Here is a 24064-nt window from a genome sequence, read left to right on the forward strand (position 1 = left end):
GCCGCGTACCGCGGCACCGGCTGCGATGCGTCATCTGGTGGCTGGGCAGGCTCACGGCAACGTCGCCATCCCGATCTGAACGGGTCGTCGTTCCGTTCACGGCTCCTGACCGGGACCGGGTCGTAACACGCACGCATGAGCGTCATGACTGCCCCTCTGGGGCAATTCGGTGAGCCACTCTTCCCTACGCATGCGCCGGCGAAGTGTCCCGGCCAGAACTAACCCCTCGGGCGAGTGTCCTGGCAGGAATAGGTAAGTCCCAGCCGGAGCTCGCCACCTGAGGCTGCGGAAGCCGTCTCAAGTGTCCTTTCCGGAACTGCCGTCTGCGCGTTCAGACACTCCGCCAAGAACCCGCACAAGGTCGAAGGCAGGCTCCGCCTGTCAGGCGGCAGCGTCGTAGACCTTCAAGGCCGCAGCGCGCTGCCCGAACGTCCCCCGGAACACCAGCGCCGGGTCCACCAGGATGCGTCGTGGCCGCGTCCCGCCCATGTCCTGCCGCTTGATGAGACCAGCCCGTTCAAGCTTGGTCAGAGCCTTGCTCACAGCGGAGCGCTCGTGGCCGATGCCTTCTGCGAGCTCGGAGATGTGGGCGTCGAGCGTGTTCTCGTACTCCATCGAGCTCAGCAGCAACAGCAGCAGCTTCCAGTCGAGCGCGGAGAGGCGCAGCTCCTTGTCGCTCAACAGGTGAAGCAGCGGCTTCTGGAACAACAAGCTGAAGGTTTCGGTGTGGCGTGGGCGCTTGACGATGCCGACCAGGTGGATCTCGCCGGTTTCGACGTTTGCGTACTCGGGCATTCATGACTCCTCGGGGTGGTGCCGCCGTGTTGCGACCTGACTTACATGTGTCGGATGGGTCAGAAACCGCATGGATCTGTGGTGACTTCGACACGCGACCACACCGGTGACCTGCGACAACGAGGGGTTACCTTCTAGGCTCTCTGGACACTCACCCTGCTCCGAACACGGCCCTGGCGTCGCTGCGCTCCGCTCGCGGCCTCCGGCCGCATCAACACAGTTCGCCGAAGTCCCTGCCCCGCAGGTGTGTGGCGAAGGTCGTCACGGCAGCAAGGCCAGTCCTTGATCACCGCAGAGCGAAGGGCGGCTGACGCCGCCGCTGGCCGATGTCTTTCGGTCGCCCCCGACGACGACGCAGCATGTGGACCTCGCCGGGCCGGGTGCATGGACAGTACGCCTGGTGCCTCAGCGGGCCAGATGGTTCAGCACTGCCTGGAACTTGGCCGCGTACCGGGTGTCGTCGCGGCGCACGTACGCGTCGAGGACGGCCACCACGACCGCCTGCGGAACTGCGAAGGAGATATGGAGACCCGGCAGGTCGGGGTCTGGCTCGAGGTCTCCGACGGGTTCGACCTGGTAGAGGACGCCGCCGCCGACGGTGCCGTCGTCGTGCTCGGACGCTCCGGCGCACGCGCGCGCCAGCTCCCGGTCGGTGGTGACGTAGACCCGGTCATGGCGGCCGGTGATGTTGGCCATCCCTGCCGCGACGCTGCGGGTTCTCGTGGTCGTGGTAAGGCCGGTGATCGACGGTGGCAGCAGCAGGTCGCCCTTGCGGCGCCCGGGAGCGCCGCCGTGGAAGAGCCGCACGTTTAGAGCGCCTGGTCCTTGCCGTCGGCGGCCGTCGAACCGGCGGGCTCCGTCGGCGTCTCCTCGACCGCCTCCTCGACCGACGCCTCGGTGGTGGGCGGGTCGGTGGGTGTGGTGGCGACTGCGGTGTCGGCGGGTGCTGGGCCGTCCTGGGACGAGAAGTCCGTCGAAACCAGCGATGCCGGCTTGGTGACCTCGACGTCCTCGGTCTCGGTGGGGGAGGGCTGCCGTAGCTTCGGTGGTGCAGCCGACCATGCCTTGAGGTCGCCGAGGACTTCGGCGTAGAAGGCGTCGACCTCACCCAGGACGGAGTCGATGAACGCGCCGCGACCCCGGCCCCGCTTGGTGCCCAGAGCCGCGGAGGTCGCGACGCGGTACGAGCGGATGTCCTTGGCCGGGTCGGTGACCAGGCTGTTCGGGTTCTCCCGCACGGTGCGCAGCAGCTCGGCGGCGCTGGACCCGCGCGAGTGGGCGGTGAAGCACTCCACCCGGGCGCTCTCGGGGGCGTTCTTCAGCTGTCGGACCAGCCAGTTGACGCGGGTGGTGGCGCGCCCGTCGCGAGGTGCGTCGAGGTCGACGTGGCAGGTGACCTGCCCGGCGCGCAGGTCCGCGGTGACCACGAGCGAGCCGACGGTGTCGGGGATGCGGATGGCGCCGGACAGCTGGCCGGTGGCGCACAGCTGCGCGGTCAGGGCTTGAGCGCGCAGCGTGGGGTCGGCGAGCTCCTTACGCGTCAGGACGGGGACGACCTCGGTCCCTAGGCGTCGGCCCAAGCCGAGGCTGGCGAAGCGCAGGAGGGCGTCGAAGCGGGCGACGACGGTGGCGATGCCCTTGTCGGTCGGGCGCAGCGTGCCGGCGGCTACTGCGTCCCGCACTGAGGTCCAGGACTCGCCCATGTCGTCGAACTCCAGCGCTCCGGAGCGTGAGTGCTCCAGGTAGCGGATGAGCTCGCCGAGAATCCATGCCTGGTCGGGGTCGGCGACGCCGCGGAACTCCTTCTGCATCACGGCCTCGGCCAGGACCTGGGACCAGGCCAGGTGGTGCAGGGCGACCTTGCGCAGCTTGCGCTTGTCGACCTTGGTCGGGTGCTGACCGGCGATGGCCGGGATCTCGTTGGAGATGGTGATGACGGCGTCGAAGCCCTGCTCGCGGGCGATGTCGAGGTAGTTCTCCAACTGCTCAGTAGCCAGCTCGTTCCCGCCGGTCTTCACCTCAACCAGTGCGGTCCACGTCTTGGTCCCGCGGCTGGCGCGGATGAGACCGTCGGGGTACAGCTTCTTGTCGCCGAGCATGAAGGGGACCTCGATGAAGCACTCGAGTGTGCCAGCTGGGGCGCCGAACGGCTTCACGATGGCGCGGCCGTACTCCTTGACCGCGGTCATCACCGCGAGCAGTGCGGATGTTGCTCGGCGTTCCTGCTCGTCGGCGCCGTTGATGCCGGACGTCGGAATAAGACGCGCCTCGTGCCAACTCTGCTCAGCCATGACGTTCCCCCGGGATGATGGTGCCGATGTGCCAGGACGAACCGTATCGCCGGACATGGACGCATAGCCCCGCTTTGGTCCGATGTGCACGTGGCCCAGGGTCGGTGCGACGGCGTCCCCTGCTTCCTCCAGGTCCTCCTACTGGCCTGTGAGGTCGCCGAACAGGAACGCGGCCAGGTTGGTAGCGATGAAGGCGCCGCCGATGGCGGCACCGATGATGGCCGGGACGCGACCTGCACGTTGACCCAGGCGAACCGCGGCGCGTCCGTGGGTGACGGCCAGGACGCCGGGGATGACGAACACCACCAGTGCGGGACCGGCCGCCAAGGTCCCCTGCCAGAACGCGGCGTGCTCCGGGTCGTCGGTGAGCAACGCCAGAATGCCTTCGCCCACGCCGAACGCAAGCAGGAACGACAGCGGGTACAGCGTCAGGGACCACCAGGCCCGACGGTAGGCACGAGCAGCGGCCGCGTGTTCCTGCCGCCCGCCGTGTGACGCAGGGTCCGTGTGTGAAGACGGGCGTGTGGCGTGAGGTCGTGTGGTCATCAGTGCACCTCCTGAGCGTGCCTCCACGATCGCAGCACCAAGTACCTGCAGACAGGGTCGTAGGTCATGGCACTGCCCGACTCGGTCCGGTCACTCGCGACGTGCAGAGTCCAGATGCTCCGCTCGAGTTCATCGCGGCCGGGAGGAGTACCGGCGCTGCTGACGTCCAGGTCAAGGGTGCCCGTGGCACGGTGGACGCCCGCGCTCCCAACCCGGGAGCACCACGTCCAGGGGGACATGTGCGAGCAGACCACTACGACACTTTCGCAAGCAGCTACGCCCGCGCGAACGAGACCGGTCTGTTCAACAGGTACTACGCCAGGCCGGCGATGGTCGACCTGGCTGGCGATGTGCAAGGCCGACGCGTGCTGGACGCCGGGTGCGGCTCGGGCCCGTTGGTGCACGACCTTCGGGCGCGTGGCGCGCGCGTGGCCGGGTTTGACTCCAGCCCGGCCATGCTGAGCTTGGCGCGGCAGCGTCTGGGGCCGGACGTGGACCTGACGGTGGCCGACCTGAGCGAGCCGTTGCCGTACGCCGACGCAGCGTTCGACGACGTCGTGTGCTCCTTGGTGCTGCACTACCTGCGCGACTGGACGGGCCCGCTGGCCGAGCTGCGACGCGTCCTGCGCCCAGGTGGGCGACTGCTGCTGTCGGTCAACCACCCGCGCATCCTCGAGTCAGCCAATCCGACCGCTGACTACTTCGCCGTGACCGAGTACTCCGAGGAGTACACGTTCGACGACCAGCAGGCGACGCTGACGTACTGGCACCGTCCGCTGCACGCGATGAGCGACGCCTTCGCCAGGGCCGGGTTCCGCATCAGCGTCATCAGCGAGCCACCGTTCTCGCCCGACACCCCACCTGACCTCCTGCCTTCCGACCTGGGTGAGCGCACCGCGTTCATCTGCTTCTTGTTCTTCGTCCTGGAAGCAGCCTGACCAAGGTTCGACCCTGAACGGCCCGGCCCCTGCGGACACCCGATGGTGATGCCGCACGGGGATGGGCTGCGCACCCCAGTCCCACCCCGGCGAGCCGACGGCGTCAGGTGGGGTGTCGCAGGTCAGGACTTCGCTGCCGTGGCGACCTTCGCCATCCCGGCGCGGGCGACCTTCTCCATGTCGTCGCCGGCCATCGGGGTCAGGCCGGCCGCGGTGAACGACACGACGTTGTGGCCGACGGCGACGAACACGGCGTCGATGACGACCTCGATGCCCTCGGACTTGGCCTTGGCGCGGAACGCGAGGGTCTGGTCGCCCAGGTTCGGGAACGACAGCCCGGTCATCGTCATCGGCATGCGTTCGGCCCCGTCGACAACGGTCATCTTCGAACACTCGGTCAGGACCTTGCCGAGCCCTTCGACGTGGTCGCCTTGGTTGTCGTCGTCGAAGGACGCGACCTCTTCCTCGAACTGGACGCCGAGCATGCCGCCCTGGGTGAACGACGCGGACGCCTTGTGCTTCGCCTTCACCTTCTTGCCCGACGTGTCCATGTTGTCGAATAGCTTCTGGCACGACGCCGGCTCCACCGTCGACGTGTCGTCCTTCTCCGGCTCGGACTCCGCCGCCGCCCAACCGGTCGGCATGTCACCCACAGCCAGCAGTGCAGCCTTGACCTGCTTCGCGTCCAGCTTGTCACCAGCACCCTGGGGCTTGGGTGCAGCCTCGCTCGTCTGGGCAGCCTTGGCAGCCGGCGACTCGGTCCCCACCGTCACCGCACGCTCGGGGGCGTTGCCGCAGGCGGTCAACGCCAGCGCCAGGACGACAACGGGCAGAGCAAGACGGGCAGTGCGAATCACGAGATGTTCCTCCAGGAGCGGCGTCGGTGCGCGCGTGCGGGCGCCGGCCCAACGTAGGCGCCGTTGCGGACATCGCGGTGACCGTTATGGGGTGCTGTGACGCAATCGAGATGGTTTTCGGCACTTCATGGTGGCGCCGCAAGTGGCGTGCACACGCCTCTGGGTTGCCCGGTCCGTGGGCCGCGGTGGTAGAACGGTCAAGCAGGTACGCATAGCTCAAGGGGGAACATGGGTGGGCGCGCAGGTGGCTCGAGGCGTGGCGGTCGCCGGGAACGCAAGCAGGGGTCGGTGCCGCTGACGCCGTACTGGCACGGCGGCACACCTGGTCTGTCCCCAGGGGACCAGCTCCGTCCGCGCGCGCACCCGATGATGTTGCGGATGTACAAGGCCGGCGACGCTCCGCACGACCCCAAACGGGTGTACGTCACGACCGACCGTGACCTGGGCCGCATGTTCGCCTCCCTCGCCCTGACCGGCGACGGCTCCGGCGGCGACCTGTACAACGTCGAACCGACCGGACCACTGGAACCGGACCCCGACTACCCGGACCTAGATGTGTCGTTCTCGTCCGAGTCAGCGGTCATCGTGTCCGTCGTCGAGCGTTCGGTGCGGATGAGCGACGCGCAGCAGGTCCAGGCCGAGGCCCCGTTCCTGCACTGGGACGACGGCTCCCCGATGTACGACCACGGCGGGTACCTGACCGTGTCACCCCAAGGAGCCCAGTACGGGCTCACGGCGGAGTTCCTGCGGTCGCTGGGTCGATGGCGCCGCTACGAAGACGCCCTGGACGACATCGGGAAGTGGTGGTGGGCCAACCACGACGAACCCCCACCGCAACCCCTGCAGTCCTAAGTCCGGGCAGTCGTCGCCAGTAGCTGATGCGCACCCCCGCGCTGCACGCCTGCGCGCAGGCTGGCATGAAGGTGCAGCGCGCCTCCTCAACCCGAGGGGGGGGTCAGGGAGGCGGCGCGCTGCTACCCCATGGTGCACCCACAACCTGTGCCGGCCGGGCCAAGCCCGTTGAATGCGGCCACGCCGAGTTGGCTGTGGGTGGAGTCACCTCAGGGGGGGGTCGGCTCACGTGGCAGGGGTTGCGAGCGTTCCGAGTGCTGGTGCGACACCCACCTCATCGGCCGGATGGGTTCGCACTTGAGCGTTTCACCGGCGGCAGGCGCGGCCGGGTGTCGCGCAAGTCTGTCCGTCTGGCTGAGAGCGAACTCGTTCGCGCCGGAGCGAGCGGGGGCGTGTGCGATGTTTGCGCCGTGTGCATGAAGAAGGCGATTTCAGATCCGACTGGAGATGGTGTCCGGCCTGACGCCACCGGCTGGTGGTTCGGCGACCTGCACGGGAACACGTCCGGGCTCGAGCACAGCGGTGAGCTTGGCGCGTTCGCTGGCCTTGCCTGTTCGCCGTTCGTCACGGCAACCAACACAGCACACCGGTTGGCTCCAGCGGCCCGCCGTGCGACAGAGGCGCTTCCATCAGCAGCTCCGCTGTACGACGCACTGATTGCCCTGACCCGACGGGTGTCCGACCCCCGACGCTGAACCCGACACCCAAGTTTGGCGCTGAGCTGGCGCAGCACGGATGAGCAGGATAGGACGTCTCGCACCAATCGCCTTCCACGCTTGAGCACGCTCACTTCTTGCTTCGTGCTCTCACGCCGAGGAGTGGCCTACCTCGAGCGCGCGCAGCCGGTCAGCGGCTTCGCGCACGCCTTGGGTCAACGCTGCCCACGGGTTGGTTGCACCGCTCAGACCATTCATCACACCCAGCAGCTCGTTGAGCAGCTGGGTGTCCTCGAGGTCGTTGTCGATCTCGTCCAGCAGTTCGGAGACACGGTTGAAGGTGTGGACGACCCCGCCAGACGGGGAGGTCGTGTTCGCATCGGCCGCGTAGACCCAAGCGACCACAGCCCCGAACGCATACCAAGTAGGAACGTCTTCAGGCTCCTCGTCCCCGCCCATCTCCGGCATGGTCAAGAGGACGTGCCGGGCTCGTTCGACCGACGTGATGCTGGTCCTTGCCGCAATCGCCTCCGCGATGGGACCGAGCCCGCCAGGGGGCAGTGCGAGCGAACCCAGCTCCCCCAGGGGAAGTACGACGGACGCGAGCTGAGTCGCCGTCCGACGCTGCTCGACCGACTCCATCGCTGCCAGACGGGACTCCAGCGTCGGGAAGGACTCCTGGGGCACGAACAGATATCTTGCCCGCCTCTGAACAGCAGCGCACCACCTGTTAGGACGCGCGCCGCCGCACGATGAGGTGTCGCTCGGGCCGTCACTGGTCCATCAGCAGGTGACGTACTTCCGGCGCGGCCAGGCACCGGTCGCACCGTCAGAACAAGAATCTGCAGAGCGGACGTCCCCGGATGCGTGGGTCAACTACACCTGTCGAGCTGTGAGTGCGCCGGTGCCGCGTCTTGGCGTGTCGAAGTCTCGCGTCGCCCTCCGCGCTGGGCAGCGGCTCCGGCGAGCACTACGAGGGCGACGCCAATGCCTTGAGCGAAACTTGGGTGCTGGTGTAGGACCAGCAGCCCTAGCAGCACACCGAGGGCGGGTTCGAGTGCCATGAGCGTGCCGAACGCGAGGTGAGTCATGCGGCGTAGGGCGAGCAGTTCCAGGGCGTAGGGCAGGACGGGCAGCAGCAGGGCCAGTCCAGCGGTGGCGGCAAGAACGGGAAACGTGATGTGCCCGGCGGCTTGCGGAATGCCCATGATGGCTGCGGTTGCTGCTGCTACGGGCACTGTCATGGACAAGCCGCTGAGGCCGGTGAAGCGGTCGCCGAGTCGCTGGGTCAGCAGGATGTAGGCGGCCCATCCGAGGGCTGCCAGGGCGGCGAGCGTCACCCCGGTGATGTTGACGCGGCCGTGCCACGGCTCGGTCAGCAGGACCACGCCGGCCAACGCCAAGGCGGGCCACGCAAGTGCACGACGAGAGTGACTTCCGATGGCGGCCACCGTCAGGGGCCCCAAGAACTCGATCGCGACTGACGTTCCCAGTGGGAGCCGTTGGATGGCGGCCAGGAAGGTGACGGTCTGGACGCCGGTGCTGATGCCGAGGCCCAGGACCACGGGATGTCGTTGCGGCCCAGGGTACGTAGAGGTGGTCTGGCGATGGCGATGAAGATGACCGCCCCGATGCTCAGGCGCAGCCATGCGGTACCTGCCGGTCCGATGGCGTCCATGACATCGAGCGACAGGGCGGAGCCGAGCTGGACCGACAGCATGGCACCCACGGCGAGCGTCCAGGCCGGGGTGGTGTGGCGGTGAGTCACGCAGGGAGCCGGTCGTCGCCGTAGGTCGCCTTCACCTCGGTGACAACGATGCGGTACCCGTCGTACCAGCGGTGCACCTGGCTCTTGGCTTCCCTGTGGGTGGGGAACTTCGCGAGGTGTGCGAGGGCTTTCTGGTCGGTGAAGTAGTAGATGGCGTTGACCAAGCCGTGTTCTGGTTGCTGCCAGGTCTCGGTGCGGACGAAGCCGGGCAGGCTGCGGGCGTAGGTGTCGATTTGCGCGTCGAGGTCGTGGAAGTCGTCGTCGTAGGTGCCGGGCTTGAAGATGAACTGGACGCAGATCATGAGAGCTCCGGTGGGTCGGTGGGCTGGGGTGCCGATGCGTGGAGGAGCCGGTCGGTCACGTGCACGTCGGGGCCCAGGCGTCGAAGGTGGTCGGTCAGGTCGGTCGCTGCGGCACGCAGCGCATGGTCGGTCATCGGCTTGAGGGCGTCGAGGATGAACACGGCATCGGTGGTGTCCTCGCCCAGAGCGGTGCGGCGGCCTTGGCGCCAGTTCCAGCGTCGGCAGGTCACGCCGAGGTCGTCGCACCAGACGACCTCGCCCGGCTCGGGGTGGTCGATGACGTCCGCACCATCCGCCGTGGTGTCGAACGGTTCGGCGCCTGTGGCTCGCAGTAGGCGCGGGCTGCCGACATAGCGGTCGAGGTCCTCACCGCCGATGGGTAGCTGGTGCAGGACGGAGATGGCGTTGTACACGTCGGTGAGCCGGTTGACCCGGGGTAGGCCGCTGGGCGCCCGCCGGGTGAGCGCTTCAAGGCTGTTGCGCGTGCGTTGCGGCTTCGCGCCGAAGGCTCGGTAGGCGTCGCGCCATGCCGCCACGTGCGGCATCTCCTCAACCGTGTTGGCCGAGACACGGGCAGTGGCGGCCGCTTCGGCTCGGCGCAGGAGGGCGTCGCTGACTTCGTCGCTCGTACCGGGAGTCAGGCCCTGCGCGACCACGAGCAGCGCACGGTAGTCAGGTCGAAGCTCAGCGACCTCGGCGCTCAGTGTGGCCTCGGCGAGGAAGGTCGCTACCGGCGGGCGCTCAGGCATGCGACACCTCGTCGCGCGTGCCGGGATGAACCCCTGGTTCGAACACCGCAAGGGAGAACGACGCGACCGAATCGGAGCGGTTGGCGTACCCGTGCTCGACATCACCGGGAAACGACACGGCGTCGCCCGGGTCCAAGGCGTACGTCTGGTCGCCGACTACCAGGGTGACGGTCCCGGTGCGTACCTGCAGCAGCTCTTTGGTCCCTGACACGTGTGCCTCACTGACATGACGGTCGCCGGCGGCCAGGGTCCAGTCCCACAGCTCGACCACGTCCGGCGGCTGCGTCCCAGCAACCAGCAGACCCTGGCCACCGTTCTCACCCGTCCACAGAGCCGCGCCCTTCCCCGCCCGAGTCACCGTGACCGGTCTGGATGCCGGCGGCGCAACGAGTGCCGGCAACCCGATGCCCAAGGCATCACTGACACGCAGCAGCGTGCCCACGCTGGGATTTGCAACACCCTGCTCCACGTTCACCACAGCGCGCCGACTCACCCCCGCCGACGCCGCCAGCTGGTCCAAAGTCCAACCACGCCCCTGCCGCTCCTGCCGCACACGCGCCCCGATTGCCGAGGCCAAACTCGCCGTCTGTTCATCCACAAGTGCATCTTACTGCACTTGTAGTGCAGTGGAAATGTAATGGGCAGATCGCGGTCATCGACGACGTCGCAGAGCAGCTGACGTGGCCGCGCCTGAGGCAGTCGCGCACCCGCGCCGGCAGAGGTGGAGCTGCGACCGCATTGCCGCGGACACGAACTTGTCGAAGGGACTCGTCGCTCAGCGCACGAAGGACGCCCACGCCCGACGTTTTTGAGTGAGCGGGCGAAAACTGTGGATGACCGGCGCGGAAGCTGCGGTCGGCAGACAATGAGCCACCGCACTGAGGGCGCGATGAGGGCCGCAAGGAGGTGGGCAGTGACGAGCACGAGCTACGACGCGGCAGGTGCGTGCGCTTTGCTGGGGCTGGGGGCGGTGTGGGCGCCGGTTCTGGGGCAGCACTTGGGGCCCACGGGTGACGACGGCCGGTGGACCGCCGACGAGGTGCACACGTCCGTCCGCCGGCTCTTGACCCGTTTCGACGACGTGAGCATCGCCGACCTTCGTACGCTCGCCCGGGCGACCACATCGACTGACGCTGCCGTCAGCGTCCGCTCCTCCACCCGAATGCTGGTGCTGGCGCTGACAGTGGCGCTGGCGGCTGCGGGTGATGACGCCGGCTGGCGCGGACGGCGCGGACGCACGACTCGAGCCCTGCTGACCCGCGGTTTGGCAACGCAGGACGACAGGGACGCTGCGGCCGCTGTCGCCTTCGAGGCTCTCTGGGTCGGCGGATGCTCGCGGGACCACATCGCCGCCGTGCTCATGTTGAGCAACGCGGCGGTCGAACGTCGCGCGAAGAACGCGTCACCTCCGCGGTGGGGGTACCGGGCCGTCACCCGCCACCTTGGCTGGTCACCGGACAACCTGCGCCTGCGCCGCAACAACGGCACGTTCCCCGCGCCGGACGGGACCGACCGAGGCAAGGACTGGTGGTGGCCGGCAACCATCGACTCCTGGGCTGACAGCGCAGAGCTCTCACGGTGCCCGGACTGCGGCGCCCGCGTAGCCAAGCTGCCCCAACACCAGCGAGCTCACGCAGCCACGACTTCCAGCGCCGAGTAGACAGCGGCCTATGGCAGGTCTGCCAGGTGGACGCGTCCGGCTGGTCAATGGTGCGGGCGGTGCGGGTGCGTTGATGACGTACGACCGTAGGGAAAGTCGGCGCCTGCAAAGTTGCTACGACGTGTAGCACCGGTCACCATCGCGGGATTGTGGCCACAGGTTGTGGCCACAATCCTGCGGCGGTGACGCCGTCGAACGGCGGGCTTTACCGGTTGGCCCGAAGGTCGCGCAGCACCGCCGCCAGGTCGGGTGTGTTGCGTCGGTTGTGCGGCAGCTTGGACAGGAGCATGCCCATGGCGCAGCTGTTCGTCAGGGCTGCGCCGGCAAGGCCGGCGCCGATGCCGGCCGAGATCCACTTCGCCCACGGCGCGACGACACTCGCGAGAACTCCGGCCAGGACGATGCTGCCGGCGACGAGGCGCACCTGACGTTCGAGCTCCCACGTCTGCGCGCCACGGGTGAGCGGGCCACCGGATGCTTCCCAGGCGGTGATGCCGCCGGTCAGGACGTGCAGGTTCTCCAGGCCGGTCGTGGCCAGGACGGTCTCGGCCTGGGTGGCGCGGGCGCCGGAGCGGCAGACGAGGACGACGTCTTCGCGCAGGTGGGTGCGCAGCTCGGTTGCGTGTTCGCGCAGCAGGTCCAAGGGGACGTTGTACGACCCGCGGATGTGGGCGGTGGTGAACTCCGCCGGGCTGCGCACGTCGAGCAGGCGCGGTCCGTCCGGCGCGGTGAGCCAGTCCTGGACGGCGTGAGCGTCCAAGGCGGCGCGGCGCCGCAGCCGGGTGCCGGTCGGGGTGGTGTTCGTGGGGTGGGTCATGGGTTCCTTTCGAGGGCGCGCCGGGTCGGTCCCGGCGCGCAGGTCGTGACGACGTGGGCATGCGTTAGCCGCGTGAGCACCATGCGCCGCATCGGCGGGCGGGTCAGATCAGGGCGGGGATGCTGCGTGCGGCCGTGTAAAGCGCGACGGCGACGAGCAGGACGGCGAACGCGCGGGTCAGGTGGGAGGGCTTGACGCGTGAGGTGATGCGTCCGCCGAACAGGCTGCCGACGACAGCAGCGGCTGTGAACCCGGCGATGAGGGGCCAGTCCAGGTGGGTGCTGCCGGTGGTGATGCGGGCGGTCAGGGCGGTGGCGCTGTTGACGGCGATGACGAGCAGCGAGGTGCCGACGGCCACGGGCATCGGGAACGACAGGGCCAGCACGAGTGCCGGGACGAGGACGAATCCGCCGCCGACGCCGAAGAACCCGGTGAGCAGGCCCACCGCGGTCGCGGTGACGACGACCTTCGCCAGCCGAGGGCAGGCGCACGTGATGGGGTTGAACGTGAGGATGGGCTCGGCAGTGGGGTCCTCGAGGCCACCCGCGACGCCGGTGCTGCGTAGTGAGCGGCGAATCATCAAGGTGGCGACCACGAGCATGAGCCCGGCGAACGCGGTCAGCAGGACCTGCGGGTCGACGTGGGCGGCGAGGGCGGAGCCGGCGAACGACCCTGCGGTGCCGAGGGCTCCGAACATCAGGCCCTGACCGAACCGGACGCGGCCCGCTCGGGCGTGCGGGGCGAGGGCGATGAGGGACGTGGCTCCGACGATGAGCAGCGAACTGGTCGTGGCCGACCGTGGGTCCTGGGCCAGCAGGTACACGAGGGCGGGGACGGTGAGGATGGACCCACCACCGCCAAGCGCACCGAGCGCGAGGCCGATGAGCAGTCCAAGGGGCAGTACCAAGGGCGACACGGTAGGTGTTCTCTCCTAGGTTTTCGTGGGCCCGTCGGGGGCAAGCGCAGGGGCGCCGACCCCCGACGGGTTGACCAAGACGCGGTTCGGGGATTGCGCGTCCCGGTCAGGGCGCCGCCGGACAGGGGGGACGACGGCCGGCGCCCGGTCTGAGGGGGTTGTGCGGCTCAGTTCCGGCCGAAGAGGCGGCCGAGGAACGAGCCGCCACCAGATGCGGCCAACTCGTCGGCGCTGTGGCCGGGGCAGCGGTCGGCGCGGGGCACGCCGGCCATGACCTGGTCGACGTGCTGGCCGCAACCGGCCCAGGTGGTCTTGCCGCAGACCTTGCAGGTGGCGGGACGGCACATGGTGGTTCTCCTTAGGTGTGGTGGTGCGAGGGGTCGGTGGTCAGGTCGGGTGTGGTCAGGCTGCCTCGGTGATGGGCAGGCCGGAGCTGGCGGCGTTCTCGCCGAAGCTGTCGTCCACGGCCACGACCGGGATGCTGCGGGCGGCGAGCACCGAGGCGGCGATGGAGGCGCGGTAGCCGCCGGCGCAGTGGACCCACACCTCACCGGCGGGGACCTCCTCGACGCGGGCGAGCAGCTCGTGCAGCGGGATGTTCATAGCGCCGTCGATGTGCCCGTCATCGAACTCGCTCGCCCGGCGGACGTCCAGCACGATGACGGGGCGGTGGTGACGCACCTGGGCGAGGTCGGCGAACACGGCCCGCTCGAAGCTTCCGAGGGGGTTGTCGGTCCACTGGTCGGGGGTGCCGGTGGCGGCGCCGGCGAGGTGGTCGATGCCGATGCGGACGAGCTCGCGCTGGGCTTCGGCGACCTGCTGCGGGCTGTCGCCGAGCAAGGTGAGTGGGGTGCCCCAGGGGATGAGCCAGCCGAGGTAGGTGGCGAACTGACCGTCGAGGCCGAAGTTCAGGGTGCCAGTGACGTGCCCGGCGGCGAACGCGGTGCGGGTACGCAGGTCGACCACCCACTCACCGGCCGCGATGCGCGCAGCGAGGGTGTCCTTGTCCGCCGTCTGCGGTGCAGTCAGGTCGGGCGCGCCCGGGCCGGCCTCGTTGGCCGGGGCCATGTGGGCGTAGTAGGCCGGGTAGGCGTCCAGGCCGGCCAGGGTGTCGGCGACCCAGCGCTCCTGGTCTCGGGTCAGGGCGGGGTTCTGGCGCTTCTCGTCACCGATGGTGGAGGCGGTGGTGTCACCGGTGGAACCGGCGGAGCAGAAGGACCCGAAGCCGTGGGTGGGCAGGACGTGGGTGTGCTCGGGCAGCTCCTCGGCGAGGCGGTGCGCCGAGGCGAACTGGTGGTGGACCAGGTCGTGGGTGTGGTCGTGACCGAGCAGGTCCGGGCGGCCCGTGGCGCCGAACAGCAGCGACCCACCGGTGAACACCCCCACCGGCTGGAACGCCTCACCGGCAGCAGGGGCCGCCTCGAGGGCGTAGGACAGGTGCGTGAAGGTGTGGCCAGGGGTGGCGATGGCGCGGACCCGCATCGTGGCGGACACGTCGACGATGTCCTCGTCGCTGATGGGCGACCGCTCGTAGGACACGTCGTCGGCTGCGTTGACGTGGTAGGTCGCACCGGTGGCCTGGGCGAGGGCGAGCCCGCCTGTGACGTAGTCGTTGTGGATGTGGGTCTCGAAGACGTCGGTGATGCGCACAGCGGCGTCGGCCGCCAGGGCCAGGACCCGGTCGATGTCGCGCTGCGGGTCGACGACGACGGCGACCTGGCTGTCGTGGGCCAGGTAGGAGCGGTCCCCGAGGGTGGGGGTGTCGATGGGGATGATGACCGGGGTGCTCACGGTCATGCCTGTCGTGCTCGTGCTGGTGTTCATGGGGGTCCTTTCCGGGACGGGGTCGTGAGGGAGGGTCGGCGGTCAGGCGGTGGGACGCTGACCAGTCACGACCGGGCGACCGCTGGTGGCCCAGGCAGCGGTGCCGCCGGCGACCGAGAGCGCGTCAAAGCCGGCGTGGACGAGGTAGTCGGTCATGGCACCGGAGCGGTTGCCGCTGGCGCAGATGACGTACACGGGGCGGTTGCGGTCGAGCTCGGTGGTGCGGGAGGGCAGCTGTCCCATGGGCATCAGCACTGCGCCGGGCACGTGCCCGCCGACGTACTCGCCGGGCTCGCGGACGTCGATGACGATGGCGCCGTCGGCGTGGGCTGAGGCGAACGCTTCGAGGCTGACCTCGGACATCTGGCTGCTCTCCTTCATCCGGACACTGATACCCAGCGGGGTATCGGATGCGTGCAACCGTAGTACCCCCGGGGGCATTCCAGTCAAGTCGAGGAGAGCCTGTGTGATGTACCCCACCGGGTATCCACACAGGCTTCGGGAATGGGTGAGACTGGGCGAGCGCTGCATACCCCAGCAGGTATCCTCACCTCAGCAGACCAAGGAGCACCCACATGAGCACCACGACCCTGACTGGGCAGAACTTCGAATCCACCATCACCGCCGGCGGCATCGTCCTGGTCGACTTCTGGGCCTCCTGGTGCGGCCCGTGTCGTCAGTTCGCCCCTGTCTTCGAGGCCGCCTCGGCCGCCCACGACGACATCGTGTTCGGCGAGGTCGACACCGAGGCCGAGCAGGCCCTCGCCGCCGCGGCCCAGATCACGTCCATCCCCACCCTGATGGCGTTCCGCGACGGCATCCTGGTGTTCTCTCAGCCCGGCGCGCTGCCTGCAGCCAGCCTCGAGCAGGTCATCGAGGGCGTCCGCGCCCTGGACATGGACGCCATCCGTACCCAGCTCGCCGAGCAGAACCAGCCCGCCTGAACCAGCACCGTCTGCCGCCCCCACACCGACCAAGGAGAGCCACCCGTGAGCTACGCCCTGAGCGCCACCGTGAACCAGCCGTTCGGACCCACCCTCGAGGCCACCCGGACGGCCCTGGCCGACCAAGGCTTCGGCGTCCTGACCGAGATCGACCTCGCCGCGACCCTCAAGGCCAAGCTCGACGCCGACATCCCCGCCCAGGTCATCCTTGGAGCCTGCCGCCCACCACTGGCCTACGCCGCCGTCCAGGCAGAACCGTCCATCGGGCTGCTACTGCCGTGCAACGTCGTCGTCCGCTCCATCGACGACGACACCACCCTCGTCGAAGCCATGGACCCCAAGGTCATGGTCACCATGACCCGCAACGAGAACCTCACCGACGTCGCCGCCGACGCCCGCGACAGACTCACCGCAGCCCTCGTGTCGCTCACCGCCTGACACCGCCTGACCCTGCCCCGCCAACGCACCCAGCAACACCGAGCCCCAGGAGCATCCCGATGGTCACCCTCAACACCGACGACATGACCCCCGTCATCAACCGCCTGCGCCGCGCCCAGGGCCAGCTCGGCGGCGTCATCCGCCTCATCGAAGAAGGGCGCGACTGCCGCGACGTCGTCACACAGCTCGCCGCCGTCAACCGCGCCCTGGACCGCGCCGGGTTCGCCATCGTCTCCTCCGGAATGCGCGAGTGCATGTCCTCACCGGACGGCATCAACGCCGAGGACCAGGCCACCATGGAGAAGCTCTTCCTCACCCTCGCCTAACGCCGACGGGTCCGCCAGCGAGCACATCGCACGGGCAGCAGTGTCCGACACTGGTGGCTGCGTACGGTCAGATTTGGACGGGCGCCCGGAGCCCTCACTTGGGCACAGTCTCGCCTCGCCTCACGCTCGGGCGACGGCCCGCTGCCACGCGACCACCGTGTCCACGGAGGAAGGCAGAATGTCGGACGAGCGAGGTCGAGAATGTCGGACGGGGACGAGCAGATGGTTAGAGCGACTGGACAGAAGGACTGGACGCGGGTGGACAACGTGACGAAAGCGCAGGTCAGGGCATCGGTAGCACGCAACCTCATCCGCCGGTCTCTGATTCAAATTCAACCCCCGCTACTTGAAGTAGCAAAGAGAAGCGGCCCTCACATTCACTGTGAGGGCCGCTTCTCTTTGCGCAACCATCCTGCTGATGGTCTCCGGTGTCGGTGCTGATGTGTCGCGGCGACCCTGTCGTCGGCTTGCGCACCAGGTCGCGATCCCTGACAGGTGCCTGGACCCTGCGGTTGCTACCGGCCGTCGCGAAGCTCGCAGGACAGCTGCCAGGTCGGGTGCGTTGCGCCGGTTGTAGGGCCGTTTCGACGCAGCAAGATAATGCCGACTGCCGCGACGTTGTCACCCAGCTCGCCGCCGTCGACCGCGCTTGGACCGGGCTGATCTCTCCATCATCTCCTCCGGCATGCGCGAGTGCATGAGCAGGGCGGGGCGCTACAAGCGCCGAGTCCTCAGGCGCAGCGCGTTGCCGATGACGCTGACCGATGACAGGGCCATCGCAGCTGCGGCAATCATTGGCGACAGCAGTAGCCCGAACGCTGGGTAGAGCACGCCTGCGGCCAGCGGGATACCGGCGGCGTTGTAGACGAACGCGAAGACCAGGTTCTGGCGGATGTTGCCCATGGTGGCCTTGGACAAGGCGCGCGCTGCGACGATGCCGTTGAGGTCGCCGCGCAGGAGGGTGACGCCGGCGCTCTCGATGGCCACGTCTGTCCCGGTGCTCATGGCGATCCCGACGTCGGCCGCGGTCAGCGCGGGTGCGTCGTTGACGCCGTCTCCGGCCATCGCTACGACGTTGCCCTCGGCCCGGAGCCTGGTGACGACGTCGCTCTTGTGGTCGGGCATGACTTCGGCCTCGACCCGGTCGATGCCCAAGGTGCGGGCGACGGCTTGGGCGGTCCTGGCGTTGTCGCCGGTGAGCATGACGACCTCGATGCCGTCGCGGCGCAACGCTTCCAGCGCGGCCGCGGTGGTGTCCTTGACGGGGTCGGAAATGGCTAGGACCGCGGCCAGGTCGCCGTCGACGGCGACGTAGACGGCGCTGGCGCCATCAGTGCGCAACCGGTCCGCCTCCCCGTCCATCGCGGTCGTGGCGACGTTGTTGGCGGTCAGGAGCGACGAGGTGCCGACAAGGACTCGTCGCCCCGCGACAGTGCCGAGGACGCCCTTGCCGGTGGGGGCGTCGAAGTCCGTCACGTCCGGGACGGTCAGGGCGGCGTCATCTGCCGCGGTGACGATGGCTGCCCCGAGCGGATGCTGGGAGGGGCGTTCCACCGCGGCTGCCAGGCGCAGCACGTCGTCCTGGTCGAACCCGGCCGCAGGCGTGATGTGGGTCAGGCATGGCTTGCCCTGAGTGAGGGTGCCGGTCTTGTCGACGACGAGGGTGTCGACCTTCTCGAGCAGCTCGAGCGCCTCAGCGTTCTTGATGAGCACGCCCAACGACGCCCCTCGGCCGACACCGACCATGATCGACACCGGCGTCGCGAGGCCAAGTGCGCAGGGGCAGGCGATGATGAGGACACTGACCGCGATGACCAGGGCGTGTGCAAGGCGCGGGTCCGGGCCGAGGGTGGCCCAGATGATGAACGCGACGACCGCGGCGCCGATGACGGAGGGCACGAACAGTGCCGAGACCTTGTCGGCGAGGCGCTGGATGGGTGCTCGGGAGCGTTGTGCGTCGGCGACCATCTGCACGATGCGGGCCAGCATCGTGTCGGCGCCGACCTTGCCGGCGCGCACGACCAGGGCACCGGTCTGGTTGACGGTGCCGCCGATGACCGGGTCGCCGGCGGTCTTGGTGACGGGCATCGACTCGCCGGTCACCATCGACTCGTCCAACGTGGAGGACCCGTCCTGGACGCGTCCGTCGACGGGGACGGACTCCCCGGGCCGCACGCGCAGCAGGTCGCCGACGACGACCTGCTCCAGCGGCACGTCGGTCTCGGTTCCGGTGTCGTCGAGCCGGCGAGCGGTCTTGGGAGTCAGGTCGAGCAGGGCTCGGATGGCGCCGGAGGTGCTCTCTCGGGCGCGGAGCTCGAGGACCTGGCCGAGCAGGACGAGGGCGGTGATGACGGCGGCCGCTTCGAAGTAGACCGCGACGGCGCCATCCATGCGGAACGACTCCGGGAAGATCTCAGGAGCCACGGTGGCGACCACGCTGAACAGCCAGGCGACGCCCGTGCCCATCGCGATCAGGGTGAACATGTTCAGCTTCATCGTGCGCACCGAGGTCCAGCCCCGGGCGAAGAACGGGGCTCCGGCCCACAGCACGACCGGTGTCGCGAACACCAGCTGGACCCAGTTCGACACGGGCGCCGAGATGGCGTCGTGCAGAGCCGGGACCAGGTCCCGGCCCATGCCCAGGATGAGGACCGGGATGCTCAGCGCGGTGGCGACCTTGAAACGGCGGGTCATGTCGGCCAGCTCGGGGTTGGGGCCGCTGTCGGCGGTGACTCTCACCGGTTCGAGCGCCATGCCGCAGATGGGGCACGTGCCGGGCCCCGGCCGGCGGATCTCGGGGTGCATCGGGCACGTCCACTCGGCCACAGCCGGGCCAGCACCGGAGTCCCCGGAGCCGGCGCCGCCTGTCGAGCGGTGGGAGTGGCCGTGGGTTCTGGCTTCGGCGTCGAGGCAGGCGCTCGGGTCGGCGTCGAACTTCGCCTTGCACCCGGGCGAGCAGAAGTGATGGGTGCGCCCGTCGAGCTCACTGCGGTGCTCGCTGGTGGCGGGGTCGACGTCCATACCGCAGACGGGGTCCTTCACCAACGAGGTCCGCACGTTCCCCGGCAGATCGGAGTGGTCCGTGTGGTCGTGGCCTGTATTCATGCCTACCACCATACCCCTAGGGGGTATCCGGTCAAGAGGCGGAGGTCGTGCCAGGTCCGGTGTTGCCGCCGGGTGGGGCAGGCGCGGGAGGGGCAGGGGTGAGAGCTCAGGGGTGGTGGTGCCCGGTCTCGGGGAGGGTGGCGGTGAAGGTGGCGCCGCGGCCGGCGCCGTTGCTGGTGGCGACGAGGGTGCCGCCGTGGGCGTCGATGATGGCTCGGCTGATGGTCAGACCGATGCCGCTGCCGCCGCGGTGTTGGCGGGCGGGGTCTGCGCGGTAGAACCGTTCAAAGATGTGCGGTAGGTCGTCTGCGGAGATGCCGGTCCCGGTGTCGGTGACGACGAGCTCGACGGTGTGGTCGTGGCCCCGGCGGGCGGTGAGGGTGACGGCTCCGGGGGCGACAGTGTGGTGCAGGGCGTTGTCGAGCAGGTTCGTCAGGACCTGGCTGATGCGGTCAGGGTCGGCGTCGATGGCGGCGGGAGTGTTGACCTCGGTGCGCAAGGTGACCCCTGCTGCTGCGTAGGCGTCAGCGGCAGCGGCAGCGGCGCTACGCAGGAGGTCGGCAGCCGCGGTGGGTGTGGGTCGCAGGTCCAGGCGCCCTTCCTCCGCGCGGCTGACTGTGGTGATGTCGTTGGCCAGGCGGTGCAGGCGCCGGCTGTTGCCGCGCAGCACGGCCATGGTGGCGGGGTCGGCGGTGCGGACACCGTCCTCGATGGCTTCGAGGTGGGCGTCGATGCTGGCCAAAGGGGTGCGCATCTCGTGGGCGAGGTCGGCCAGCAGGCGGGTCCGTGTCTGTTCGACCCGTTCGAGGCGGGTGGCGAGCTCGTTGACGGTGTCGGCGAGGTGGTCGAACTCCTGCCCGAGCCCGACGGTGGGGACACGGGTGTCGTAGTGACCGTGGCTGATGCGGGTGGTGGACGCGGCGACGGCAGCGGTGGATGCGTGCAGCCGGCGGCTGAACCACCAGGTGACGACCAGCGCGATGAGTACAGCGGCGACCAGTCCGGTGGACAGTGCCACGACCAGGGAGTCGCGAAACCCCCGCTCGATGTGGTCCAGCTCCGCCGGGGTGTGCGTGCCGCCCGCTTCGACCATGTGTTGGTGGAAGATGCCGGGACCGATGGCCAAGGCAACCAGCCAGGCTGTGCCGGCGCCTGCGACCAGCAGCAGCCCCTGCGCCAGCAGCAGGCGCGTCGACAACCCTGCGGGCCGGCGCCGACCCTGCCGTGACGACAACGAGGACGAGGACGAGGACGTTGATGGTGCTGGTTCGGGCGAGGGCTCCGGCTGCCGGGTCGTGGTCATGAGCCGGTGCCCATCCGGTACCCGACGCCACGGACGGTGCGGATGTACCTCGACGTGGTGGCGTCGTCGCCGAGCTTGCGACGCAGGTGCAGGACGTGGACGTCGACGAGGTGCTCGTCGCCGACCCACCCTGACCCCCACACGTCCTCGATGAGCTGCCTGCGACTGAACGCCATCTGCGGCCTGGCCGACAGGGCGGCGAGGAGGTCGAACTCGGTGCGGGTCAAGGGGACCGGTTCGGCGTCCACCCACACGTCACGGCCGAGGGGGTCGATGGACAGGTCGCCGAACCTGCGCAGCTGCGGCGCAGGGTCGCCGTGTGTGCTGTGTCCGCCGATGGGTCGGGGGCGGCGCAGCATGGCGCGTAGTCGGGCGACGAGCTCGCGGGGGCTGAACGGTTTGGTCATGTAGTCGTCGGCGCCCACGGACAGACCGACCAAGGTGTCGACCTCGTCGGCGCGGGCGGTGAGCATGACCACGTACGCGTCGGAGAACGTGCGCAGCTGACGGCACACCTCCAGCCCATCCTGGCCGGGTAGGCCCAGGTCGAGAACGACGACATCGGGGTCCAGCTCACGCGCGACGTCGACCGCGTCGATGCCGTTGCCGCAGGTGCGAACCTCGAACCCGTCACGGTCCAGGTAGCTGGCGATGACGTCTGCCATGGGGGTGTCGTCCTCGACGACCAAGGCGCGCAGCCCACGGATGCCACCTGTGTCGGGCATGACGTGTGGGGTGCTCATGGCGTCATCGTGGCAGGCCAGGTCCCTCATCTGGTGCGCCGAAGGTCCTCCCGTGCCGTTCTTCAGCGAACCTTCATGGTTGCGCGACCGGAGGTGCAGGGGGGTCGTCACACGCTGGGAGGACACACAACGAGAAGAAGATGAAGAGGGTGGTCCCGATGATGGGTGGCTACGACACCGGCTGGGGCGGCTGGGTGGTCATGTCGGTGATGATGGTCGGGCTGTGGGTTGTGGTGGCGGTTGCCATCGTGGCCGTGATGCGCTGGCCGTGGGGTGCACGTGACCGGGCGATGGTCGCCGGGACGGACAACGGTTCGGTGCAACCGGTCGGTCGGGAGGTGTCCCCGGTCGCGCGAGCCCTGCTCGAGCAACGGTTCGCTGCAGGTGACATCGACGAGGCCGAGTACCGGTCCCGGCTCGCTGCCCTGATGAGTCGGGCATGACCTTCGCGAGGGTGACCGGCAGTTCAGGGACCTTCACGGTTGCACCGGTGACGAGGCGGGCGGTGCTCACTGGTGGTGCCGGTGCCGTGGGCCTTGGCGTCCTGGCGGCATGCGGCTCCCTGACGTCCCAGCTCATCACCCCGCGCTCGCCTGCCGTGAGGGCGGTCGAGCGCGCCCGGTCACACACCGGCCGAACCGTGACGTCCCGGCTGACCGCCGCGCCGGGCCGCATCGACCTCGGCGGACCGGTGGTCGACACCTGGTCGTTCGGAACCGTTCCCGGACCCATCATCCGCGCCCGGGCCGGTGACCGCGTCGTCGTCGACCTGACCAACAGGCTCCCGTCACCGACGACGGTGCACTGGCACGGGATTTCCCTGCGCAACGACATGGATGGCGTCCCGAACATGACGCAGGCCCCAGTCGGCCCCGGCGAAGCGTTCCGGTACGACTTCACCGTCCCCGACCCGGGGACGTACTTCTTCCACCCGCACGTCGGCGTCCAGCTCGACCGCGGCCTGTACGGCGTCCTGGTCGTGGACGACCCGGCCGAACCCGGCGCGTACGACCACGAGTGGGTCGTCGTCCTTGACGACTGGGTCGACGGCACGGGACAAACCCCGGACGAGGTCCTTGCCTCGCTCAAGGCCGGTACCGCGTCCGGGACGGGGTCCGGCATGGGTGGCATGGGTGGCGGAATGGGTATGGGTACCGGCGGCATGGGTGGTGAGTCGATGACCTCACCGTGGCTGGGTGGTGCCGGTGATGTTGCCTACCCGTACTACCTGGTGAACGGGCGCGTACCGACTGCTCCAGTGAGCTTGTCGGGTCGTCCCGGACAGCGGGTCCGGGTGCGGTTGGTGAACGCCGCTTCCGACACTGCGTTCCGTGTCGCGGTCGGTGGGCATCAGCTGACCCTCACTCACGCCGACGGGTTCCCGGTGGTGCCGGTGACCGGTGACGCGGTCCTGCTCGGCATGGGTGAACGTGTCGACGTCACGCTCACCCTGGGTGATGGCGCGTTCCCGTTGGTTGCCTCAGCCGAGGGCAAGCAGGGCCACGGCTTGGCCGTCGTGCGGACCGCGACCGGCACGGCACCGAGCCCGCAGGCGCGTCCGGCCGAGCTCGACGGGCGCGTCCTGACCGTGGCCGACCTAGTACCGGCGCAGTCCGCGGCCATGCCCACCCGGAGGGCGGACCGCACCCACGACCTCGTCCTCGGGGGCTCGATGGGCGCGATGGGCGGAATGGGTGGTTCCCCGGCCGGCTACGCGTGGACCATCAACGGGCGCACGTTCGACCACCAGCGGCCGCTGGACGTGCGCCAAGGGGAACGGGTCAGGTTGCGACTGAAGAACGCGACGATGATGTTCCACCCGATGCACGTGCACGGCCACACGTTCGCCGTCGTCGACGGCACGGGTCGGCCTGGGGTACGCAAGGACACCGTCATCGTGGCCCCGATGCGCACCGTCACGGTCGACCTCGACGCGACCAACCCCGGCCAGTGGATGACGCACTGCCACAACGCCTACCACGGTGAAGCGGGAATGATGACGACCCTGTCGTACCGCACCTGACCACGCCCAGGTCCACGACGACGAGCACGAGCACGGCGATTTGGCCGGTCCGGGGCCCCCGGAGAGGGACCTTGTCGACTGCGCCGTTTGGGGTTCTTCATCGAACCTTCATCGGATCCCGACCGGACCCTCAGGGGAGGAACCGGACAGTAGACGCGGGTGCCGGGCGCCGCGTGTCCCCGCAGGCCCGGCACCCGACCTCGTCGCCTAA

26 protein-coding genes are annotated in these 24064 nt (G+C 69.1%); 8 read left to right on the forward strand and 18 right to left on the reverse strand.

The window, feature by feature from the left end:
• Positions 1-381: 381 nt before the first annotated feature.
• The 4 genes from ACYVKF_RS04030 to ACYVKF_RS04045 all read right to left on the reverse strand — a co-directional run bounded on the left by ACYVKF_RS04030 (position 382) and on the right by ACYVKF_RS04045 (position 3479).
• Positions 382-795: a replication/maintenance protein RepL gene (locus tag ACYVKF_RS04030; protein WP_460965015.1), complete on the reverse strand. Its 414-nt coding sequence runs from the start codon at positions 793-795 to the stop codon at positions 382-384.
• Between the two features lie 405 nt (positions 796-1200).
• Entirely contained in the window at positions 1201-1491 is a 291-nt protein-coding gene (locus ACYVKF_RS04035) for a hypothetical protein (RefSeq protein ID WP_460965017.1), read from the reverse strand.
• A 113-nt stretch (positions 1492-1604) separates the two neighbouring features.
• Positions 1605-3086, reverse strand: coding sequence for a hypothetical protein (locus ACYVKF_RS04040; RefSeq protein ID WP_460965019.1), 1482 nt, complete (start codon positions 3084-3086; stop codon positions 1605-1607).
• Between the two features lie 138 nt (positions 3087-3224).
• Complete coding sequence (locus ACYVKF_RS04045) at positions 3225-3479, reverse strand: hypothetical protein (protein ID WP_460965021.1); 255 nt, start codon at positions 3477-3479, stop codon at positions 3225-3227.
• Positions 3480-3961: 482 nt separating this feature from the next.
• Here ACYVKF_RS04045 and ACYVKF_RS04050 point away from each other — a divergent pair, with 482 nt between their 5' ends.
• A complete protein-coding gene (locus tag ACYVKF_RS04050; protein ID WP_460965528.1) occupies positions 3962-4570 on the forward strand; it encodes a class I SAM-dependent methyltransferase in 609 nt (202 codons plus the stop codon).
• Between the two features lie 122 nt (positions 4571-4692).
• Here ACYVKF_RS04050 and ACYVKF_RS04055 read toward each other — a convergent pair whose 3' ends face one another.
• Entirely contained in the window at positions 4693-5427 is a 735-nt protein-coding gene (locus ACYVKF_RS04055) for a hypothetical protein (RefSeq protein ID WP_460965023.1), read from the reverse strand.
• Positions 5428-5805: 378 nt separating this feature from the next.
• Here ACYVKF_RS04055 and ACYVKF_RS04060 point away from each other — a divergent pair, with 378 nt between their 5' ends.
• Positions 5806-6279, forward strand: coding sequence for a hypothetical protein (locus ACYVKF_RS04060; RefSeq protein WP_460965025.1), 474 nt, complete (start codon positions 5806-5808; stop codon positions 6277-6279).
• 806 nt (positions 6280-7085) lie between these two features.
• On the opposite strand, the gene ACYVKF_RS04065 is transcribed toward ACYVKF_RS04060, so the two are convergent.
• From ACYVKF_RS04065 to ACYVKF_RS04085, 5 genes are all read right to left on the reverse strand, one after another.
• Positions 7086-7622: a hypothetical protein gene (locus tag ACYVKF_RS04065; protein WP_460965027.1), complete on the reverse strand. Its 537-nt coding sequence runs from the start codon at positions 7620-7622 to the stop codon at positions 7086-7088.
• Positions 7623-7807: 185 nt separating this feature from the next.
• Positions 7808-8500, reverse strand: a complete 693-nt coding sequence (locus ACYVKF_RS04070; protein ID WP_460965029.1) for an EamA family transporter — start codon at positions 8498-8500, stop codon at positions 7808-7810.
• Between the two features lie 199 nt (positions 8501-8699).
• A complete protein-coding gene (locus ACYVKF_RS04075; RefSeq protein ID WP_460965031.1) occupies positions 8700-9005 on the reverse strand; it encodes an antibiotic biosynthesis monooxygenase family protein in 306 nt (101 codons plus the stop codon).
• A complete protein-coding gene (locus ACYVKF_RS04080) occupies positions 9002-9754 on the reverse strand; it encodes a B3/B4 domain-containing protein (protein ID WP_460965033.1) in 753 nt (250 codons plus the stop codon). The genes ACYVKF_RS04075 and ACYVKF_RS04080 overlap by 4 nt, the downstream gene beginning before the upstream one ends.
• Positions 9747-10352 carry a helix-turn-helix domain-containing protein gene (locus ACYVKF_RS04085; protein WP_460965035.1) on the reverse strand — a complete coding sequence of 202 codons (606 nt, stop codon included), beginning with the start codon at positions 10350-10352 and terminating at the stop codon, positions 9747-9749. Before ACYVKF_RS04085 ends, ACYVKF_RS04080 begins: the two co-directional genes overlap by 8 nt.
• Before the next feature lie 315 nt (positions 10353-10667).
• Here ACYVKF_RS04085 and ACYVKF_RS04090 point away from each other — a divergent pair, with 315 nt between their 5' ends.
• Positions 10668-11414, forward strand: coding sequence for a hypothetical protein (locus tag ACYVKF_RS04090; RefSeq protein ID WP_460965037.1), 747 nt, complete (start codon positions 10668-10670; stop codon positions 11412-11414).
• 205 nt (positions 11415-11619) lie between these two features.
• Here ACYVKF_RS04090 and ACYVKF_RS04095 read toward each other — a convergent pair whose 3' ends face one another.
• The 5 genes from ACYVKF_RS04095 to ACYVKF_RS04115 all read right to left on the reverse strand — a co-directional run bounded on the left by ACYVKF_RS04095 (position 11620) and on the right by ACYVKF_RS04115 (position 15352).
• Complete coding sequence (locus ACYVKF_RS04095; protein WP_460965039.1) at positions 11620-12231, reverse strand: rhodanese-like domain-containing protein; 612 nt, start codon at positions 12229-12231, stop codon at positions 11620-11622.
• 103 nt (positions 12232-12334) lie between these two features.
• The gene (locus tag ACYVKF_RS04100) at positions 12335-13147 is read right to left on the reverse strand and encodes a sulfite exporter TauE/SafE family protein (protein ID WP_460965041.1); all 813 of its coding nucleotides are present in this window, start codon (positions 13145-13147) and stop codon (positions 12335-12337) included.
• A 167-nt stretch (positions 13148-13314) separates the two neighbouring features.
• Positions 13315-13494: a hypothetical protein gene (locus ACYVKF_RS04105; RefSeq protein WP_460965043.1), complete on the reverse strand. Its 180-nt coding sequence runs from the start codon at positions 13492-13494 to the stop codon at positions 13315-13317.
• Positions 13495-13549: 55 nt separating this feature from the next.
• Positions 13550-14971, reverse strand: a complete 1422-nt coding sequence (locus ACYVKF_RS04110; protein WP_460965045.1) for a rhodanese-like domain-containing protein — start codon at positions 14969-14971, stop codon at positions 13550-13552.
• Positions 14972-15013: 42 nt separating this feature from the next.
• The gene (locus tag ACYVKF_RS04115; RefSeq protein ID WP_460965047.1) at positions 15014-15352 is read right to left on the reverse strand and encodes a rhodanese-like domain-containing protein; all 339 of its coding nucleotides are present in this window, start codon (positions 15350-15352) and stop codon (positions 15014-15016) included.
• A 194-nt stretch (positions 15353-15546) separates the two neighbouring features.
• Between ACYVKF_RS04115 and trxA the strand changes: the two genes are divergently transcribed.
• The 3 genes from trxA to ACYVKF_RS04130 are packed head-to-tail and all read left to right on the forward strand — an operon-like array spanning position 15547 to position 16679.
• On the forward strand, positions 15547-15915 hold the full coding sequence (gene trxA / locus ACYVKF_RS04120; protein WP_460965049.1) for a thioredoxin: 369 nt from the start codon (positions 15547-15549) through the stop codon (positions 15913-15915).
• Between the two features lie 45 nt (positions 15916-15960).
• Complete coding sequence (locus tag ACYVKF_RS04125; RefSeq protein ID WP_460965051.1) at positions 15961-16353, forward strand: DUF302 domain-containing protein; 393 nt, start codon at positions 15961-15963, stop codon at positions 16351-16353.
• Positions 16354-16412: 59 nt separating this feature from the next.
• A complete protein-coding gene (locus ACYVKF_RS04130) occupies positions 16413-16679 on the forward strand; it encodes a metal-sensitive transcriptional regulator (protein WP_056920565.1) in 267 nt (88 codons plus the stop codon).
• 714 nt (positions 16680-17393) lie between these two features.
• On the opposite strand, the gene ACYVKF_RS04135 is transcribed toward ACYVKF_RS04130, so the two are convergent.
• From ACYVKF_RS04135 to ACYVKF_RS04145, 3 genes are all read right to left on the reverse strand, one after another.
• Positions 17394-19784, reverse strand: coding sequence for a heavy metal translocating P-type ATPase (locus ACYVKF_RS04135; protein ID WP_460965054.1), 2391 nt, complete (start codon positions 19782-19784; stop codon positions 17394-17396).
• Positions 19785-19890: 106 nt separating this feature from the next.
• Positions 19891-20982, reverse strand: coding sequence for a sensor histidine kinase (locus ACYVKF_RS04140; RefSeq protein ID WP_460965056.1), 1092 nt, complete (start codon positions 20980-20982; stop codon positions 19891-19893).
• A 101-nt stretch (positions 20983-21083) separates the two neighbouring features.
• The gene (locus ACYVKF_RS04145; RefSeq protein WP_460965058.1) at positions 21084-21830 is read right to left on the reverse strand and encodes a response regulator; all 747 of its coding nucleotides are present in this window, start codon (positions 21828-21830) and stop codon (positions 21084-21086) included.
• A gap of 140 nt (positions 21831-21970) precedes the next feature.
• On the opposite strand from ACYVKF_RS04145, the gene ACYVKF_RS04150 reads away from it, so the two are divergent.
• Positions 21971-22273 (forward strand): SHOCT domain-containing protein, encoded by a 303-nt coding sequence (locus ACYVKF_RS04150; RefSeq protein WP_460965059.1) that lies wholly within the window; start codon positions 21971-21973, stop codon positions 22271-22273.
• Positions 22270-23853, forward strand: a complete 1584-nt coding sequence (locus ACYVKF_RS04155; RefSeq protein WP_460965061.1) for a multicopper oxidase family protein — start codon at positions 22270-22272, stop codon at positions 23851-23853. The genes ACYVKF_RS04150 and ACYVKF_RS04155 overlap by 4 nt, the downstream gene beginning before the upstream one ends.
• The last annotated feature ends 211 nt before the right edge of the window (positions 23854-24064 follow it).

It is taken from the genome of Pedococcus soli, assembly GCF_054782575.1.

Bases quoted from the DNA above. Each gene is read 5' to 3' on its own strand.
- ACYVKF_RS04030 (WP_460965015.1), bottom strand. From the start codon at position 795: ATGCCCGAGTACGCAAACGTCGAAACCGGCGAGATCCACCTGGTCGGC.
- ACYVKF_RS04035 (WP_460965017.1), bottom strand. From the start codon at position 1,491: ATGGCCAACATCACCGGCCGCCATGACCGGGTCTACGTCACCACCGAC.
- ACYVKF_RS04040 (WP_460965019.1), bottom strand. From the start codon at position 3,086: ATGGCTGAGCAGAGTTGGCACGAGGCGCGTCTTATTCCGACGTCCGGC.
- ACYVKF_RS04050 (WP_460965528.1), top strand. From the start codon at position 3,962: ATGGTCGACCTGGCTGGCGATGTGCAAGGCCGACGCGTGCTGGACGCC.
- ACYVKF_RS04060 (WP_460965025.1), top strand. From the start codon at position 5,806: ATGTACAAGGCCGGCGACGCTCCGCACGACCCCAAACGGGTGTACGTC.
- ACYVKF_RS04075 (WP_460965031.1), bottom strand. From the start codon at position 9,005: ATGATCTGCGTCCAGTTCATCTTCAAGCCCGGCACCTACGACGACGAC.
- ACYVKF_RS04080 (WP_460965033.1), bottom strand. From the start codon at position 9,754: ATGCCTGAGCGCCCGCCGGTAGCGACCTTCCTCGCCGAGGCCACACTG.
- ACYVKF_RS04095 (WP_460965039.1), bottom strand. From the start codon at position 12,231: ATGACCCACCCCACGAACACCACCCCGACCGGCACCCGGCTGCGGCGC.
- ACYVKF_RS04105 (WP_460965043.1), bottom strand. From the start codon at position 13,494: ATGTGCCGTCCCGCCACCTGCAAGGTCTGCGGCAAGACCACCTGGGCC.
- ACYVKF_RS04110 (WP_460965045.1), bottom strand. From the start codon at position 14,971: ATGAACACCAGCACGAGCACGACAGGCATGACCGTGAGCACCCCGGTC.
- ACYVKF_RS04115 (WP_460965047.1), bottom strand. From the start codon at position 15,352: ATGAAGGAGAGCAGCCAGATGTCCGAGGTCAGCCTCGAAGCGTTCGCC.
- trxA (WP_460965049.1), top strand. From the start codon at position 15,547: ATGAGCACCACGACCCTGACTGGGCAGAACTTCGAATCCACCATCACC.
- ACYVKF_RS04130 (WP_056920565.1), top strand. From the start codon at position 16,413: ATGGTCACCCTCAACACCGACGACATGACCCCCGTCATCAACCGCCTG.
- ACYVKF_RS04135 (WP_460965054.1), bottom strand. From the start codon at position 19,784: ATGAATACAGGCCACGACCACACGGACCACTCCGATCTGCCGGGGAAC.
- ACYVKF_RS04145 (WP_460965058.1), bottom strand. From the start codon at position 21,830: ATGAGCACCCCACACGTCATGCCCGACACAGGTGGCATCCGTGGGCTG.
- ACYVKF_RS04150 (WP_460965059.1), top strand. From the start codon at position 21,971: ATGAAGAGGGTGGTCCCGATGATGGGTGGCTACGACACCGGCTGGGGC.
- ACYVKF_RS04155 (WP_460965061.1), top strand. From the start codon at position 22,270: ATGACCTTCGCGAGGGTGACCGGCAGTTCAGGGACCTTCACGGTTGCA.